Below are 13,981 nucleotides of genomic sequence, written 5' to 3'. Positions count from 1 at the left end.
AGCATGTCCTCGGCCACAGCCGACCCGCGACCCCGCGCCGTGGTGTCCGACGGCGCGGTCACGGTCGCCGGATGGCGGTGCCGCGACTGCGCCCACCCGATGACGCACCAGGTCCTGCGGTGCCCGGTCTGCAGGGGCCCGATGGAGGAGGCGGCCTTCTCCCCTGGAGGCGAGGTCTTCGCGTCGACGTGCCTGCGCGTCCGGGTACCCGGTCACGAGCCGCCGTTCGCGATGGCCTACCTGCTCCTCGACGACGGCCCCCGGGTCCTCGTCCACACCGAGGGCGAACAGCCGCTCCGGACCGGGAGCCGGGCCGTCATCACGTCGATCACCGCAGACGGCGACCTCATCGCCGCCGGCCGCGAGCAGGAGGCATCATGAGCGCCGTCGTGTACGGGGTCGGCACCACGAACTTCGGGCGCCAGCCCGGCCGTTCGGGGACCTCCCTGGGCCAGGAGGCGATTCTGGAGGCACTGGGGGATGCCGGCGTCGACTCCGTCGACGCCGTGTACGCCGGCACCGTCTTCGGCGCCCCGGGCACCGCACAGCGCGCCCTTCAGGACGCGGGGATCACGGGCGTGCCGATCCTCACCTTCGAGAACGCGTGCGCCACCTCGTCGACCGCCTTCCACGAGGCCCGCCACGCCGTCCTGTCGGGCCGGTACGAGCGGGTGCTCTGCCTCGGCATCGAGACCATGACGAGCAGCTTCGACGGCCCCATCACACCGGAGGTCACCGACAGCGAAGGGCGTGCCGGACTCGCTCTGCCGGGTGTGTACGCCCTGGTCGCCAGCCGGTACGAGTATCTCCACGGCCTCGACACCAAGGCCCTGGCCCAGGTGGCGGTCAAGAACCGGCGGCACGGATCGTTCAACCCCCGCGCCCAGCACGGCACGGAGGTCACCCTCGAGGAGGTGCTCGCCTCCCGCATGGTGGCCGATCCGCTGACCTTGTACCAGTGCTGCGACATCTCGGACGCCGCCACGGCGGCGGTCGTGGGGGTACCCCGCGGCAATGACCGCGATGTGCGCATCGCCGGCTCCGCGCTGCGCTCGGGGCGGCTGTGGGACCACCGCAGCACCCAGCCGTGGGGGTACGAGCTGATGGGGGAGGTCGCCGCGGCGGCCTGGGAGGACGCCGGAATCGGCCCCGGGGACGTCGACCTCTTCGAGGTCCACGACGCCTTCACCATCGGCGAGCTCACGGCCACCGAGGCGCTCGGGCTGACCGGCCCCGGCGGCGGCGCCGATCTCGTCCTGTCCGGGCACACCGCCCTGGGCGGCAGACAGCCGGTCAACCCCTCCGGGGGACTGCTGAGCAGGGGGCACCCACTCGGGGCCACCGGACTCGCACAGATCGCCGAGGCCGTGTGGCAGTTGCGGGGTGACGCCGCCGCCCGGCAGGTGGAAGGAGCGCGGGTCGCAGCCGTGGAGACCATGGGCGGCGGCACCGCGGGTATCGACGGAAACGGATGTGTTGTGGTGGTGCTCGGTGGCTGAGACGACGACGGCGATCGACGACGAGGTCCTGCGGGACGACCGTCTCGCGGACCCGTATCCCTATTTCGCGCAGGTGCGGGAAGCCGACCCGGTGCGCTGGAACGAGCGGTATCGGACCTGGTTCGTCCACAAGCACGAGGATGTCCTCGCCGCGCTGCGCAACCCGGCGTTCTCCTCGGACCGGGTCCGGCCGGTCTACGCCGACCGTCTCACCGACGAGCAGCGCGCCGCCCGGCAGCCGACCTTCGACGTGCTGTCGCACTGGATGGTCTTCCTGGACCCGCCCGAGCACACGCGGCTGCGCCGGCTCGTTCAGCCGGCCTTTTCGCCGAAGGCAGTGGCCAGGATGCGGCCCAGGGTCGAGGAGGTCGTCCGCGAGACGCTTCAGTCGCTGGCGGACCGTGAGTCCTTCGACTTCGTGAAGGATCTCGCCTACCCGATCCCGGCGATCATCGTCGCGGAGCTCATCGGCGTCCCCGCCGGGGAACGCGACCTGTTCAAGAAGTGGTCCGACGACATCCTGACCCTGGTGTTCGGCGCGGAGGGAAGTGCCGATCGCCGTGAGCGGGCCCAGCAGGGGCTGGTCGAGCTCACCGGCTATCTGCGTGACATGATCGCGAAGGCCCGCAAGGAGCCGGGCGACGACGTCATCTCCTCGCTCGTGTCCGCCCGTGACGTCGAGCCTCCACTCAGCGACGAGGAGATCCTCAGCACCTGCGCACTGCTCGTGTTCGGCGGGCACGAGACGAGCACCAACCTCATCGCGAACGGCATACGGCAGTTCCTGCTCCATCCCGAGCAGATGGAGCTCTTGAAGGCCGACCGTGCACTGGTCGGGACCGCTGTGGAGGAGATGCTGCGCTTCGACGGCCCCTCCCGCATGGAGGCCCGCCTGCTCGTCGAGGACGTCGAGCTGCGTGGCAAGCGACTGCGCGCCGGCGACAACGTGCTGCTCGTGCAGAGCGCGGCCAACCGGGACCCCGACGTCTTCGACGACCCCGACACCCTGGACATCACCCGCCACCCCAACCCGCACGTCGGGTTCGGTTTCGGGGTCCACCACTGCCTCGGCAACTTCCTGGCGCGTCTCGAGGCCCAGGTCGCCTATCTCGCGGTCGTCGACACCATGCCGGACCTCGCCCTCGCGGGTGGGGAGACCTGGCACCCGACGATGATGAGCCGCGGCATGCAGAGCATGCCGGTCGTGCGGACGGGACGCCGATGACGGGCGCGGGGATCCTCGCGGGCCGGGTCGCCGTCGTCACCGGCGCAAGCGGGGGCATCGGGCGGGTCATCGCCCGGTCCCTCGCCGAAGCCGGCGCCGATGTGGGCCTGCTGGCCCGGCGCAAGGACGCCCTGGAGGAGACGGCTGACCTCGTGACGGGGCTCGGCCGGCGGGCCTCGGTCGCCCAGTGCGACGTGACCGACGAGGACCACGTCGAGTCGGCCGTCGCCTCCGTAGCGGCGGCGCTGGGCGATCCCGACATCGTCGTCAACAACGCCGGCGGCGCGAGATTCGTGTCGGATCTGAAGCACATGAAACTGTCCGGCTGGGACAAGACCGTGAGCCTCAACCTCAGGGCGCCGCTGGTGCTGGCCAAGGCCGCGCTGCCCGGGATGATCAGGCGCGGCGGCGGATCGGTCATCACCATCGGTTCGATCGTCGGCGAGCAGGCGCTCACAGGCCTGTCCCACTATGCGGTGGCGAAGTCGGGCCTGGAGATGCTCACCAGGAGCATGGCCCGCGAATGGGGCCATCACAAAGTGCGCTGCAACCTCGTCGTGCCGGGCCTCGTGGACTCCGGAGCCCACGACCACTACGCGGACGACCCGGCCATGGCGGCCCTCTACTCCAAGCAGGCGGCTCTGGGACGGTGGGCGCGCCCTGAGGAGATCGCCGCCCCCGTGGTGTTCCTGGCGTCTGACGCCGCCTCGTACATCAGCGGAGCGTCCCTGCTTGTCGACGGTGGCACCGTCGCCTGACGACGCAGACCGCCCGGCCCCCGCACGCCTGCCGCGTGCGGGGGCCGGGCGGTTTTGCCGTGACGAGGCAACGCGAGGTAGCCGGCAGGCGTCCGTGGAGCCCATCGGGCACGACCTGTTCCGGCACCGGCACGTAAAAGGGGAGATCGCCGGCGCCTTGTGGCGTCGACGATCTCCCCAGCTGTGACCGTACGGCCCCGCTGTCTCAGGCAGGCTCCAGACTGAGCGAGTCGAGGATCTCCCTGCGAAGACGCGGGGCGGCCTTGGGCATGCCCAGCAGCACCACACCGACGAGTTGCTTGCCGCGGTGGTAGCCGATCGCGGCTTCGCCCGCGAGGTCGCCCTCGAGCACCTCGGCACGCTCGCCGAGAGCGGGCGAGCCGAAGGACTGCAACTTCGTCTCGAACTGGTCCGACCAGAACCAGGGAAGCGGTCGGAACGGCTTGGTCTCGGCCGGTGTTCCGGAAAGGTCGGCGAGCAGGGTGGCCGCCGCGCGAGCCGCGGTCTCCGTGGCCATCTGCCAGTGCTCGACCCTGCGCGGCACGTCGTCGAAGAGCGGGTTCGGGAAGCGGGCGACGTCGCCGACGGCCACGGCACCGGACCGGCCGCCCATCCGCATCGAGTTGTCGCACTCGACGCCGTCGGTCAGGTCGAGGCCGTTGCCCTCGAGCCACTCGACGCAGGGCTGGGAGCCGATGGCCTCGACGAAGACGTCGCACTCGACCCGGGAACCGTCGTCGAGCGACAGGATGTGACCCGAGGCAGAGCTGTCGACGGTCCTGACGGAGCGGCCGAGGTGGAACTTGACGCCACGTGCCTCGTGGCGTCGTTGCACGGCGGCCCCGACGACCTCACCGAGTGGCATGACCATCGGCGCCCTGTCGAGCGCGATGACGTCGACCCCGCACCCGAGGGCCGATGCCGTGGCCGCGATCTCGCAGCCGATGAAGCCGGCCCCCACGATCGCCAGGCGGGTGCCCTGGCTCAGCGACGGCCTCAGTGCCGTGCAGTCGTCCAGGGTGCGCACCGTGAACCCGTTGCGCGTCACGCGTTCCGGCAGCCGTCGTGGACGAACGCCCGTGGCCGCCACGATGCCGTCATAAGCGATGACGCTCCTGTCGGACAGGGTGAGGCGGCGGGCCTCGAGGTCGGCGTGGACCGCCGAGACCCCGAAGCGCCAGTCGACCGCGTCGGTCTCCGGCCGTCGGCGCAGTTCCACCGCGGCGATGTCCGGTGCCGCGGCGAGCAGCCCCTTCGACAGCGGAGGCCGAGTGTAGGGCGGGTGCCGTTCGGCACTGATGACCACGATCCCGCCCTCCCAGCCCTTGGCCAGGAGGGCTTCGGCGGCCCGCAGCCCACCGAGTGACCCGCCGACGATGACGATCCGTGACATGCCGGGGCTCCCGTCTAGCCGACGATCCGGATGGCCTGGACCGGGCAGGCGGTCACCGCTGCCTCGATCTCACCGCGTGAGGAGTCCGGCGCCTCGGCCTGGTAGACCAGCTCGGCGTTGTCGTCGAGGTCGAAGACCTCCGGCGCCGCGAACACGCACTGGCCGTAGTTCTGGCAGACGTCCAGGTCGACGGAGATGATCACTTCTGGGCTCCCGTCGGAAGGTAGAACCGGTCCTGCATCTCCTTGAGCAGGTCGGGCTGCTCGGCGTTGCCCGGGTGAGGCAGCCAGCGGTCGCCGGCCGCCTGGTACCGGGTGGCGAGCTCGATGAGGACACCGTGGGCCTTGTCCTCCGGGATGAAGTTCCACTGCAGCCACGGCATCGTGTCGGGGTGGCTGTCCTCGTCGAGGAGCAGCGGCAGATCGGCGGCCCGGCACTGCTCGACGGTGTGCCCGAAGTTCGAGGACAGGAACGCGATGTGGTGGACGAACTCGCCGCGCTTGGCGAGCACCTTGTGCACCCAGCTGTTCTCGGAACCGGGTGCCCACAGCTGGATCGAGACGCCCGTGGGGTCCGGGTTCTGGAATGTCGCCCACACCATGTGGGTGCCGTCGGACGTGCCCTCTCCGTAGGTGATCTGTTCGTTGTGGCCAGGCGTCAGGACACCGAGGATGTCCTTCCAGTCCGCGATGGCCGTGTCCAGGTTGTTGACGCACATGGAGATGTGGTCGATGTACACGTGTGTCATGGCTCTCCCTTCGGCGAGCCAGAACTTTACACCAAACGTTTGGTCGCTGAAAAGGCGTACATCCGCACGTGATCGGCTCTTGACAGTCCACGCGGCATGGAGGTTCGATTACACAACCAATCGTTTGGTTGAAACGTCCTTGGAGGGTACATGGATTTCGCGCTCACTCCCGAGCAGGAGGACTTCCGCCGCATGGTGCGGTCCTGGGTGGAGAAGGAGTGTCCGAAGGACGTTGCGCTCGAGCTGGAGAAGCAGGAGTTCCAGTACCCCCACGAACTGTTCAAGAAGATGGCCGACGCCGGGTTCCACGCGATCGGCGTCGCCGAGGAGTACGGCGGTGCCGGCGGCACCGAGGTCGACCAGGTCCTCCTCATCCGTGAGCTCTCCCGCTCTCTGGGCGGTCAGGCCTGGATCTGGGGCATCAACGCCTTCGCGGGTTCCAAGTCCGTCGGCTACTACGGCACGCCGGAGCAGAAGGAGCGCTTCCTGCCCGAGATCGCCGCCGGCACCAAGAAGTTCGCCATCGCGGTGACCGAGCCGGCCGGTGGCACCGACCTCCTCGGAGTGATGAAGACCAACGCCAGGAAGGTCGACGGCGGTTGGGTGATCAACGGCCAGAAGATCTGGTCGACGCAGGCACACGTGGCGGACTACCTGCTCCTGCTCGCCCGGTCCGACAAGAACGTCCAGAAGAAGACGCACGGGACGACCCTCTTCCTCGTGCCGACGAACAGCAAGGGCCTCGAAACCCGGCAGATCCCCAAGCTGGGAATGAAGAACGTCGGCTCCTGCGAGGTCTTCCTCGACGACGTCTTCGTGCCCGACGACCTCGTCCTCGGCGAGCCGGGCAAGGCCTGGTACATGCTCCTCGCGACGCTGAACAACGAGCGGATCATGATGTCCGCGCTCGCGCTCGGCATCCTCGACGGGGTCATCGAGGAGGCGCTGCGCTACCTGAGGGAGCGCGAGGCGTTCGGCAAGCCGCTCGGCCAGTTCCAGGTCCTGCAGCACTACATCGCGGACATGCTGATCGCTCAGAAGTCCGCCGAGCTGATCGTCTTCAACGCCGCCTGGAAGCAGTCGCAGGGCATGGACTGCGGCCTTGAAGCGAACATAGCGAAGGTCGTGGCCTCCGAGGGAGCCTGCACGGCGGCGGACCGCGGAATCCAGATGTTCGGCGGCATGGGCTACTCGCTCGAGACGCAGATGCAGCGGTACTGGCGTGACGCTCGCCTCTACCGCATCGGCCCGATCGCCAACGAGATGGCCCGCAACTCCATCGCCGAGATGGTCGGTCTTCCCAGGTCCTTCTGAGCAGCGGCTCCAACGTCCCACCGACCGACCGAGCCCGAGGAGGAGCCCGTGGAGGCGAAGACCGCCAAGCAGATCGATTCGATCGTGATCCGGTTCGCCGGTGACTCCGGCGACGGCATGCAGTTGACCGGCGACCGGTTCACGCAGGAGAGCGCCGTCTTCGGCAATGACCTGGCGACGTTGCCGAATTTCCCCGCCGAGATCCGTGCCCCGCAGGGGACACTCGCCGGTGTGTCGTCCTTCCAGGTGCAGGTGGCGGAGCACGCGGTGCTCACCCCGGGCGACGCGCCCGACGTCCTCGTGGCGATGAACCCGGCGGCGCTGCGGGTCAACGCCGGGGAAGTCGCCCGGGGCGGCACGATCATCGTGGACACCCAGGAGTTCACCGCGCGCAACCTGACCAAGGCGGGCTACCGGAGCAACCCCCTCGAGGACGGGTCGCTCGCCGACTACACCGTGCACCCGATCGACATGACGTCGCTGACGGTGGCGGCGGTGAAGGAGTTCGGCCTGGGGCGCAAGGACGCGGCCAGGGCGAAGAACATGTTCGGCCTCGGGCTCCTGTCCTGGATGTACGGTCGCCCGACGGAGTCGACCGAGGCATTCATCAGGTCGCGGTTCGCCCACAAGCCCGCCATCCGCGAGGCGAACCTCGCCGCCTTCCGGGCCGGCTGGAACTACGGGGAGACCACGGAGGCATTCGCCGTCTCGTACGACGTCCGGCCTGCCCCCATGAGACCGGGGCTCTACCGGAACATCACGGGCAACACGGCGCTGGCCTACGGCCTGATGGCGGCGGCGCGTTCGGCCGGCCTCGAGCTCTTCCTCGGCGCCTACCCGATCACACCCGCGTCCGACATCCTGCACGAGCTGAGCAAGCACGCCCGGTTCGGCGTCACCACGTTCCAGGCCGAGGACGAGATCGCGGGTGCCTGCGCGGCGATCGGCGCCTCCTACGGAGGCGCCCTCGGGGTGACGTCCACCTCCGGCCCCGGCGTCTGCCTCAAGAGCGAGGCCCTGGGTCTTGCGGTGAGCCTGGAGCTGCCGCTGGTCGTCGTCGACGTCCAGCGCGGCGGGCCGTCCACCGGACTGCCGACCAAGACGGAGCAGTCCGACCTGCTGCAGGCGCTGTTCGGCCGCAACGGCGAGGCACCCCTGCCGGTCATCGCTCCCCGGTCGCCCGCGGACTGCTTCGCCGCTGCCGTCGAGGCCGCGCGGATCGCGATCCGGTACCGGACACCGGTGATGCTCCTGTCCGACGGCTACCTGGCCAACGGCTCCGAACCGTGGCAGATCCCCCAGCCGGGCGACCTGCCGAGCATCGATCCGGGTTTCGCCACCGAGCCGAACCACGAGACCGATGACGGCGCTCGCGCCTTCTGGCCGTACAAGCGGGAACCGGAGACGCTGGCAAGACCCTGGGCCGTCCCGGGGACACCGGGTCTCGAGCACCGGATCGGCGGCATCGAGAAGGGCGACGGGCACGGCAACATCTCCTACGAGCCGGGCAACCACGACCTCATGGTGCGTACCCGTCAGGCCAAGGTGGACCGGATCACGCAGGTCATCGGAGACACCTGGGTCGACGACCCCGACGGTGACGCCGAGTTGCTCGTCATCGGCTGGGGTTCGACGTACGGGCCCGTCGCCGAGGCATGCGCAAGGCTGCGCAAGCAGGGCAACTCGGTCGCACACGCGCACCTGCGGGCGCTCAACCCCTTCCCGCGCGACCTCGGCGAGGTGCTGCGCCGGTACAGGCGGGTCGTCTGCCCCGAGATGAACCTCGGGCAGCTGTCGATGCTGCTCCGGGCGAAGTACCTCGTCGACGTCGTCGGCCACAACCAGGTCCGGGGTCTGCCGTTCCAGGTGTCCGAGATCGAGGACGCCCTTCTCATCCATCTCCTGGAGGTCGGCCGATGACCGTGGAAGCATTGCCTTTCCCGGGCCTGAGAGGGGTGCCGGTCGCCGAGGTGCCGGCCACCGCCAAGGAGTACAGCTCCGACCAGGAGGTCCGCTGGTGTCCCGGCTGCGGTGACTACGTCATCCTCAAGACCGTCCAGGGCTTCCTGCCCGGGCTCGGGCTGCGTCGCGAGAACATCGTTTTCATCTCCGGCATCGGCTGCTCGTCCCGGTTCCCCTACTACCTCGACACGTACGGCATGCACTCCATCCACGGGCGTGCCCCCGCTATCGCGACCGGCCTGGCGACCACACGTGGCGACCTGTCCGTCTGGGTCGTCACCGGCGACGGCGACGCGCTGTCCATCGGCGGTAACCACCTCATCCACGCGATGCGCCGCAACGTGAACCTCAAGATCCTGCTGTTCAACAACCGGATCTACGGACTGACCAAGGGCCAGTTCTCGCCGACGAGCGAGGCGGGGAAGGTGACGAAGTCGTCGCCGGACGGATCGGTGGGCGCGCCCTTCAACCCCGTCGCGCTGGCCCTCGGCGCCGACGCGACGTTCGTCGCCCGCGCGATCGACTCCGATCGCACCGGGCTGACCGAGGTGCTGCGGGCGGCCGCAGCGCACCGCGGCACGGCCCTGGTGGAGATCTACCAGAACTGTCCTATCTTCAACGACGGCGCCTTCGAGGTGCTCAAGAACCCCGCGGAGTCGGCCCGGCGCCTGGTGCGGCTGCGGGATGGGGCGACATACGACATCGACGGCCGTTCGTACGTGCACGACGTGAGGTCAGCGTCCGCCGAGTCGTCGTGGGCGCTGTCACGTCTCGACGACGGATCGATGGCGCGGGTGCCCGTCGGGATCTTCCGCCGCGTCGAGCGGCAGACCTTTGACGACCAGGTACGCGGGAACCCCGCACGCGCGGAGAAGGGCGACGACACGGCGTTCTTCTCGCTGCTGGCCGGCGCGGACCCCTGGACCGTCGCCTAGGCGAACCCCTCCGCCCAGCCGTGCCCAGGCCATGCCGGGTCGCCGCTGGAACGGGCTGCGCTCCACCCACGACCACCGGTGAACACACGGAACCACGTCGTTCAGCCGTCTTCCGAACCGTCGACGAAAGAGCCGAGTCACGACATGGCAAGCAGATACGCACCACCACCCTTCGACGCCGACACGCGGACCTGGGCGGAGGCCGTTCCCCTCGGGGACGTGCCGCTGCGCGGTGCAGCACTGTGGGGTGACAGCGAGGCGATCGTCTTCCCCGGGACACGGTGGACGTATCCCGAGCTGGCCGAGCAGGCGGAGCGCACGGCCCGCTCTCTCCTCGCGCTCGGCGTCCGCCCGGGCGACCACGTCGCCGTTCTGATGTCCAACTCTCCGGACTTCGTGCGCTGCCTCTTCGGGAGCGCGATGATCGGGGCGGTCGCCGTCCTCATCAATGCCCGGTACCAGGGCCGCGACCTCACGCACGTGCTCGCCGATTCGGGGGCCAAGGTCCTGCTCTCGGGAGAGCAGCCGGGCCAGCCCTTCAGCATGCGGGAACGGATCGAGTCCGCCCTCGCCGACCTCGATCCCACCGACCCGCAGGGCCTCCCCACCGCATCGGTACCGCAGCTGCGGCGCATCGTCATGCTCGGCGAGCTGCCCGGGGAGGTGCCGCCCGTCCACACGACGGCGGACGCCTTCGACGCCCTCGCGGAGACCGTCGACAGCGCAGATGTGCACCTGCTGCGCCGGCGGGTGTCGCTGCGCTCGATCGCCGCCATGATGTACACCTCCGGCACGACCTCGGCCCCCAAGGGGTGCCTGCTGTCCCACGAGATGGTGGTCCGCAACGGCATCGCGGTGGGGGAACGACTCGACGTACGCCGGGGGGACCGCTTCTGGGACCCGCTGCCGATGTTCCACATGTCCTCGGTGCTGCCGATGATCGCCTCGTTCTACGTCGGCGGCACCTTCATCTCGATGCAGCACTTCGAGGCGGACGCGGCACTGACCCTGATGCACGAGGAACGTGTGACCCACGCCTTCCCGACGTTCCCGACGGTGACCCAGGCTCTGGCCCAGCACCCGCGCTTCGCCGAGGTCGACTTCGGCGAGCTGAGGCTGGTCAACAACGTCGCGCCGCCCGCCCGTCTGCGGGAACTCCAGAAGCTGTGGCCGCACGCGACGCTCGTGACCGCCTACGGCTCGACGGAGACAGGCGGATGCGTGTCCTTCAGCGAGATCACCGACTCGCTGGAGGACCGGACCAACACGTGCGGCCGGCCGTTCCCGGGAATCGAGCTGTGCGTCGTGGACCGGGCGACGGGGGGGACGCTCCCGCTTGGGGAGCGGGGCGAGATCTGCGTCCGTGGGTACTCGATGTTCGAGGGCTACCACGGAGACCCGTCACTGACGACCGACAAGACGGACGACGACGGGTGGTTCCACACCGGCGACATCGGCTCGCTCGACAAGGCCGGCCGGGTCTCGTACCACGGGCGGCTCAAAGACATGCTGAAGGTGGGCGGCGAGAACGTCGCCGCCGTCGAGATAGAGGAGCTGCTCCAGTCGCACCCCGCGGTCAGCATCGCCCAGGTCGTCGGCGTGCCGGACCCGCGTCTGGTCGAGGTGCCGGCCGCGTTCCTGGAGCTGGCTCCGGGTCACAGCGTCACCGACCGGGAGATCTGGGAATGGCTCCAGGGCCGGGTGGCGACCTTCAAGGTGCCGCACCATCTGCGGTTTGTCGAGGAATGGCCGGTGGCGGCGACGAAGATCCAGAAGTTCAGGCTCCGCGAACAACTCTGCGCGGAACTGGGCCTCGCCGAGTCCGACGAGGTGTGAGCCGTGTCCCAGAACGCGCTCGTACGCAGGCTCGACCATGTCGCCATCGCCGTCCGGGACCTCGCCGAGGCCGTACCGCTGTTCCACGACCTCCTCGGAGGGAAGCTCATCGCGGGCGGCGACGACGAGAACCAGGGACTGCGCACGGTCCAGCTCCGTTACCCGCCGGGGATCAAGATCGAGTTGATCCAGCCACTCACTCCGGACTCCCGCCTGGCGGCGTACCTGGAGAAGCACGGACCGGGATTCCACCACATGACCGGCTTCGTTCCCGATGTGGAAGAGGCCGTCGGAGCGTTGGAGTCCCACGGATTCGAGACCGTCGACACCCACACGGCCAACCCGTACTGGCGCGAGACGTACGTGCGTCCGTCGTCGGGGTTCGGCACCCTGCTCCAACTCGCGTCCACGGAGCTGGAATGGGAGGAGCCGGTCATGCCCGAGGGCGCGACGGTCGAGGACGTCGTGGCCGGCCGGATCGTCTGGACGGACGCCAGGCCCGCCTGGAAGGAGGAAGCCCCGTGATCAAGCTTGTGGCCGTGGTGCGGCGCAAGGAGGACATCGGCTTCGAGGAGTTCCGGCACCTGTGGTGCGAGGAGCACGCACAGCTGGTGCTGCCGATGCCCGGAGTTCGCCGGTACACCCAGAACCTCGCGTTCGAGGGGCGGACGCGAACGTGGCCCGTCGACGGCGTGGCCGAGGTGTGGTTCGACGACAAGCGTGCCGTCCGGGAGGCGTTCGCCTCCGAGGCGGGTGCCGCGGCCACGGAGCACGAGAAGACCTTCGCCGGCGAGGTCACATGGTTCCTCGCCGAGGAGATCGCGTACGAATGGGGGGCCGAGCAGTGACATCACCGACGCGGGCGCGGCTGAGGATCGGCGATCCCTATGTGCTCGGCGGCAATGTCTTCGGGTGGACAGCCGACGAGAGCGAGTCGATGGCGGTTCTGGACGCCTACGCCGACGCCGGCGGCCAGATGATCGACACCGCCGATGTGTACTCGGCATGGGTGCCGGGCCACGGCGGGGGCGAGTCGGAACGGATCATCGGCTCGTGGCTGGCCTCCCGCGGAAACCGGGACCGCGTGCGGATCGCGACGAAGGTCGGTCGGCTGGAGAGCGCGCCTGGGCTGTCCCGGGCGAGTGTCCGGGCCGGTGTGGAGGGCTCCCTGCGGCGACTGCGGACCGACCACATCGACGTGTACTTCGCCCACTTCGACGACCCGGACACGCCGCTCGAGGAGACGATGTCCGCACTGGACGAACTGGTGCGTGAGGGCAAGGTCGGTCACCTGGCCGCATCGAACTATGCGCCTGACCGGCTCGCCGAGGCACTCAACGTCGCCGCGGCGAACGGATGGGCTTCCTTCGAGGTCTTCCAGGCCCACTACAACCTGGTCCGCCGTGCCAGGTTCGAGGCGGACTACCGCGATCTGCTGCTGACGCGAGACGTGCCGGCCCTGGCGTACTACTCGCTCGCCCAGGGATTCCTGACGGGTAAGTACCGTGACGCCGCCGACGACAGCGGCACCGCCCGTACGGCGTCGGCGTTGCGCCACCTCGACGAACGCGGACGTGCGGTGCTCGCCGTCCTCGACGAGGTGAGCGCTGCCCACCGGGTGAGCCCGGCGGCGGTGGCGCTCGCCTGGCTGCGCGAGCAGCCGTCCGTCGCCGCGCCCGTCGCCAGCGCCCGTACGGTGGCCCAGCTGAAGGAGCTCGAGCAGGTTCGCGGCCTCCGGCTGGCTCACGACGAGATCAGCGCGCTCACCGGGGCGTCGGCGTGATGGGCCCGGTGAAGGGCCTCGGGCCCGTGGTCCAGGTCGCCTACGCCACCACGGATGTGCGCAAGGCCGCGGTGCGATGGCATGAGCTCACCGGCGCCGGCCCGTTCTTCGTCCGGGAGCACGTCCCCACGATCAGGGTACTGGCGGGTGGCCGGCCCGCGGTCTTCGACCACAGCTGCGCGCTGGGTCAGTGGGGCGACATCATGGTGGAGTTCGTGCATCACCACGCGCTGGAGCCGCAGGGTCTGGCCGACGTGATGCGGCGTGGCAGCCGGGGGATCCACCATGTGGCGTGCTTCGTCGACGACCTGGAGGAGGCGCGGGCCTCGCTCGAGTCCCAATCGGTTCCGCTGGTCATGGACGCCTGGAGCGCGGAGGTGAGGTTCCTCTTCTTCGACCCGGGACCGGAGGTGGGGCACCTCGTCGAGTGCTACGAGGCCACCGACTACATGAGGTCTCTCTACTCCAAGGTGCGGCAGGCATCCGTCGGCTGGGACGGCAGGAACGTCATCAGGGAGCGCCGTTGAG

The 13,981-nt window shown here is 69.4% G+C and carries 15 protein-coding genes; 12 read left to right on the top strand and 3 right to left on the bottom strand.

Going from position 1 to position 13,981, the window contains the following annotated elements:
• Window positions 1-3 precede the first annotated feature (3 nt).
• From BZY54_RS31945 to BZY54_RS31930, 4 genes are read left to right on the top strand one after another with little or no spacing between them, the layout of a single operon-like run.
• A complete protein-coding gene (locus BZY54_RS31945; RefSeq protein ID WP_143668164.1) occupies window positions 4-381 on the top strand; it encodes a PhlB family protein in 378 nt (125 codons plus the stop codon).
• On the top strand, window positions 378-1,499 hold the full coding sequence (locus BZY54_RS31940; RefSeq protein WP_086728801.1) for a thiolase family protein: 1,122 nt from the start codon (window positions 378-380) through the stop codon (window positions 1,497-1,499). Before BZY54_RS31945 ends, BZY54_RS31940 begins: the two co-directional genes overlap by 4 nt.
• Window positions 1,492-2,724 carry a cytochrome P450 gene (locus BZY54_RS31935; RefSeq protein ID WP_208640838.1) on the top strand — a complete coding sequence of 411 codons (1,233 nt, stop codon included), beginning with the start codon at window positions 1,492-1,494 and terminating at the stop codon, window positions 2,722-2,724. The genes BZY54_RS31940 and BZY54_RS31935 overlap by 8 nt, the downstream gene beginning before the upstream one ends.
• Window positions 2,721-3,482 carry an SDR family NAD(P)-dependent oxidoreductase gene (locus tag BZY54_RS31930; protein WP_086728800.1) on the top strand — a complete coding sequence of 254 codons (762 nt, stop codon included), beginning with the start codon at window positions 2,721-2,723 and terminating at the stop codon, window positions 3,480-3,482. The genes BZY54_RS31935 and BZY54_RS31930 overlap by 4 nt, the downstream gene beginning before the upstream one ends.
• 205 nt (window positions 3,483-3,687) lie before the next feature.
• On the opposite strand, the gene BZY54_RS31925 is transcribed toward BZY54_RS31930, so the two are convergent.
• The 3 genes from BZY54_RS31925 to BZY54_RS31915 are packed head-to-tail and all read right to left on the bottom strand — an operon-like array spanning window position 3,688 to window position 5,623.
• Window positions 3,688-4,875 (bottom strand): NAD(P)/FAD-dependent oxidoreductase, encoded by a 1,188-nt coding sequence (locus BZY54_RS31925; RefSeq protein WP_086728799.1) that lies wholly within the window; start codon window positions 4,873-4,875, stop codon window positions 3,688-3,690.
• Window positions 4,876-4,889: 14 nt separating this feature from the next.
• A complete protein-coding gene (locus BZY54_RS31920) occupies window positions 4,890-5,078 on the bottom strand; it encodes a ferredoxin (RefSeq protein WP_086728798.1) in 189 nt (62 codons plus the stop codon).
• The gene (locus tag BZY54_RS31915) at window positions 5,075-5,623 is read right to left on the bottom strand and encodes a VOC family protein (protein ID WP_086728797.1); all 549 of its coding nucleotides are present in this window, start codon (window positions 5,621-5,623) and stop codon (window positions 5,075-5,077) included. The genes BZY54_RS31920 and BZY54_RS31915 overlap by 4 nt, the downstream gene beginning before the upstream one ends.
• A gap of 150 nt (window positions 5,624-5,773) precedes the next feature.
• Between BZY54_RS31915 and BZY54_RS31910 the strand changes: the two genes are divergently transcribed.
• From BZY54_RS31910 to BZY54_RS31875, 8 genes are all read left to right on the top strand, one after another.
• Window positions 5,774-6,937 carry an acyl-CoA dehydrogenase family protein gene (locus tag BZY54_RS31910; protein WP_086728796.1) on the top strand — a complete coding sequence of 388 codons (1,164 nt, stop codon included), beginning with the start codon at window positions 5,774-5,776 and terminating at the stop codon, window positions 6,935-6,937.
• A gap of 48 nt (window positions 6,938-6,985) precedes the next feature.
• A complete protein-coding gene (locus tag BZY54_RS31905) occupies window positions 6,986-8,857 on the top strand; it encodes a 2-oxoacid:acceptor oxidoreductase subunit alpha (protein ID WP_244217448.1) in 1,872 nt (623 codons plus the stop codon).
• The gene (locus BZY54_RS31900) at window positions 8,854-9,834 is read left to right on the top strand and encodes a 2-oxoacid:ferredoxin oxidoreductase subunit beta (protein ID WP_086728795.1); all 981 of its coding nucleotides are present in this window, start codon (window positions 8,854-8,856) and stop codon (window positions 9,832-9,834) included. Before BZY54_RS31905 ends, BZY54_RS31900 begins: the two co-directional genes overlap by 4 nt.
• A gap of 144 nt (window positions 9,835-9,978) precedes the next feature.
• A complete protein-coding gene (locus tag BZY54_RS31895) occupies window positions 9,979-11,670 on the top strand; it encodes a class I adenylate-forming enzyme family protein (protein ID WP_086728794.1) in 1,692 nt (563 codons plus the stop codon).
• Window positions 11,671-11,673: 3 nt separating this feature from the next.
• Window positions 11,674-12,195, top strand: coding sequence for a VOC family protein (locus tag BZY54_RS31890; protein ID WP_086728793.1), 522 nt, complete (start codon window positions 11,674-11,676; stop codon window positions 12,193-12,195).
• Complete coding sequence (locus BZY54_RS31885) at window positions 12,192-12,518, top strand: EthD family reductase (RefSeq protein WP_158103949.1); 327 nt, start codon at window positions 12,192-12,194, stop codon at window positions 12,516-12,518. The genes BZY54_RS31890 and BZY54_RS31885 overlap by 4 nt, the downstream gene beginning before the upstream one ends.
• Window positions 12,515-13,453, top strand: a complete 939-nt coding sequence (locus BZY54_RS31880; RefSeq protein WP_244217447.1) for an aldo/keto reductase — start codon at window positions 12,515-12,517, stop codon at window positions 13,451-13,453. The genes BZY54_RS31885 and BZY54_RS31880 overlap by 4 nt, the downstream gene beginning before the upstream one ends.
• Window positions 13,453-13,980: a VOC family protein gene (locus BZY54_RS31875; RefSeq protein ID WP_086728790.1), complete on the top strand. Its 528-nt coding sequence runs from the start codon at window positions 13,453-13,455 to the stop codon at window positions 13,978-13,980. Before BZY54_RS31880 ends, BZY54_RS31875 begins: the two co-directional genes overlap by 1 nt.
• Window position 13,981: the final 1 nt, after the last annotated feature.

Origin of the sequence: Streptomyces carpinensis, assembly GCF_002154505.1 — a bacterium.
GTDB classification, from domain to species: Bacteria; Actinomycetota; Actinomycetes; order Streptomycetales; family Streptomycetaceae; genus Streptomyces; species Streptomyces carpinensis.
The sequence above is the reverse complement of the archived record's forward strand: the minus strand, read 5'-3'. Positions and strand labels throughout refer to the sequence as shown.

Bases quoted from the DNA above. Each gene is read 5' to 3' on its own strand.
- BZY54_RS31945 (WP_143668164.1), top strand. From the start codon at position 4: ATGTCCTCGGCCACAGCCGACCCGCGACCCCGCGCCGTGGTGTCCGAC.
- BZY54_RS31940 (WP_086728801.1), top strand. From the start codon at position 378: ATGAGCGCCGTCGTGTACGGGGTCGGCACCACGAACTTCGGGCGCCAG.
- BZY54_RS31930 (WP_086728800.1), top strand. From the start codon at position 2,721: ATGACGGGCGCGGGGATCCTCGCGGGCCGGGTCGCCGTCGTCACCGGC.
- BZY54_RS31925 (WP_086728799.1), bottom strand. From the start codon at position 4,875: ATGTCACGGATCGTCATCGTCGGCGGGTCACTCGGTGGGCTGCGGGCC.
- BZY54_RS31915 (WP_086728797.1), bottom strand. From the start codon at position 5,623: ATGACACACGTGTACATCGACCACATCTCCATGTGCGTCAACAACCTG.
- BZY54_RS31910 (WP_086728796.1), top strand. From the start codon at position 5,774: ATGGATTTCGCGCTCACTCCCGAGCAGGAGGACTTCCGCCGCATGGTG.
- BZY54_RS31900 (WP_086728795.1), top strand. From the start codon at position 8,854: ATGACCGTGGAAGCATTGCCTTTCCCGGGCCTGAGAGGGGTGCCGGTC.
- BZY54_RS31895 (WP_086728794.1), top strand. From the start codon at position 9,979: ATGGCAAGCAGATACGCACCACCACCCTTCGACGCCGACACGCGGACC.
- BZY54_RS31875 (WP_086728790.1), top strand. From the start codon at position 13,453: ATGGGCCCGGTGAAGGGCCTCGGGCCCGTGGTCCAGGTCGCCTACGCC.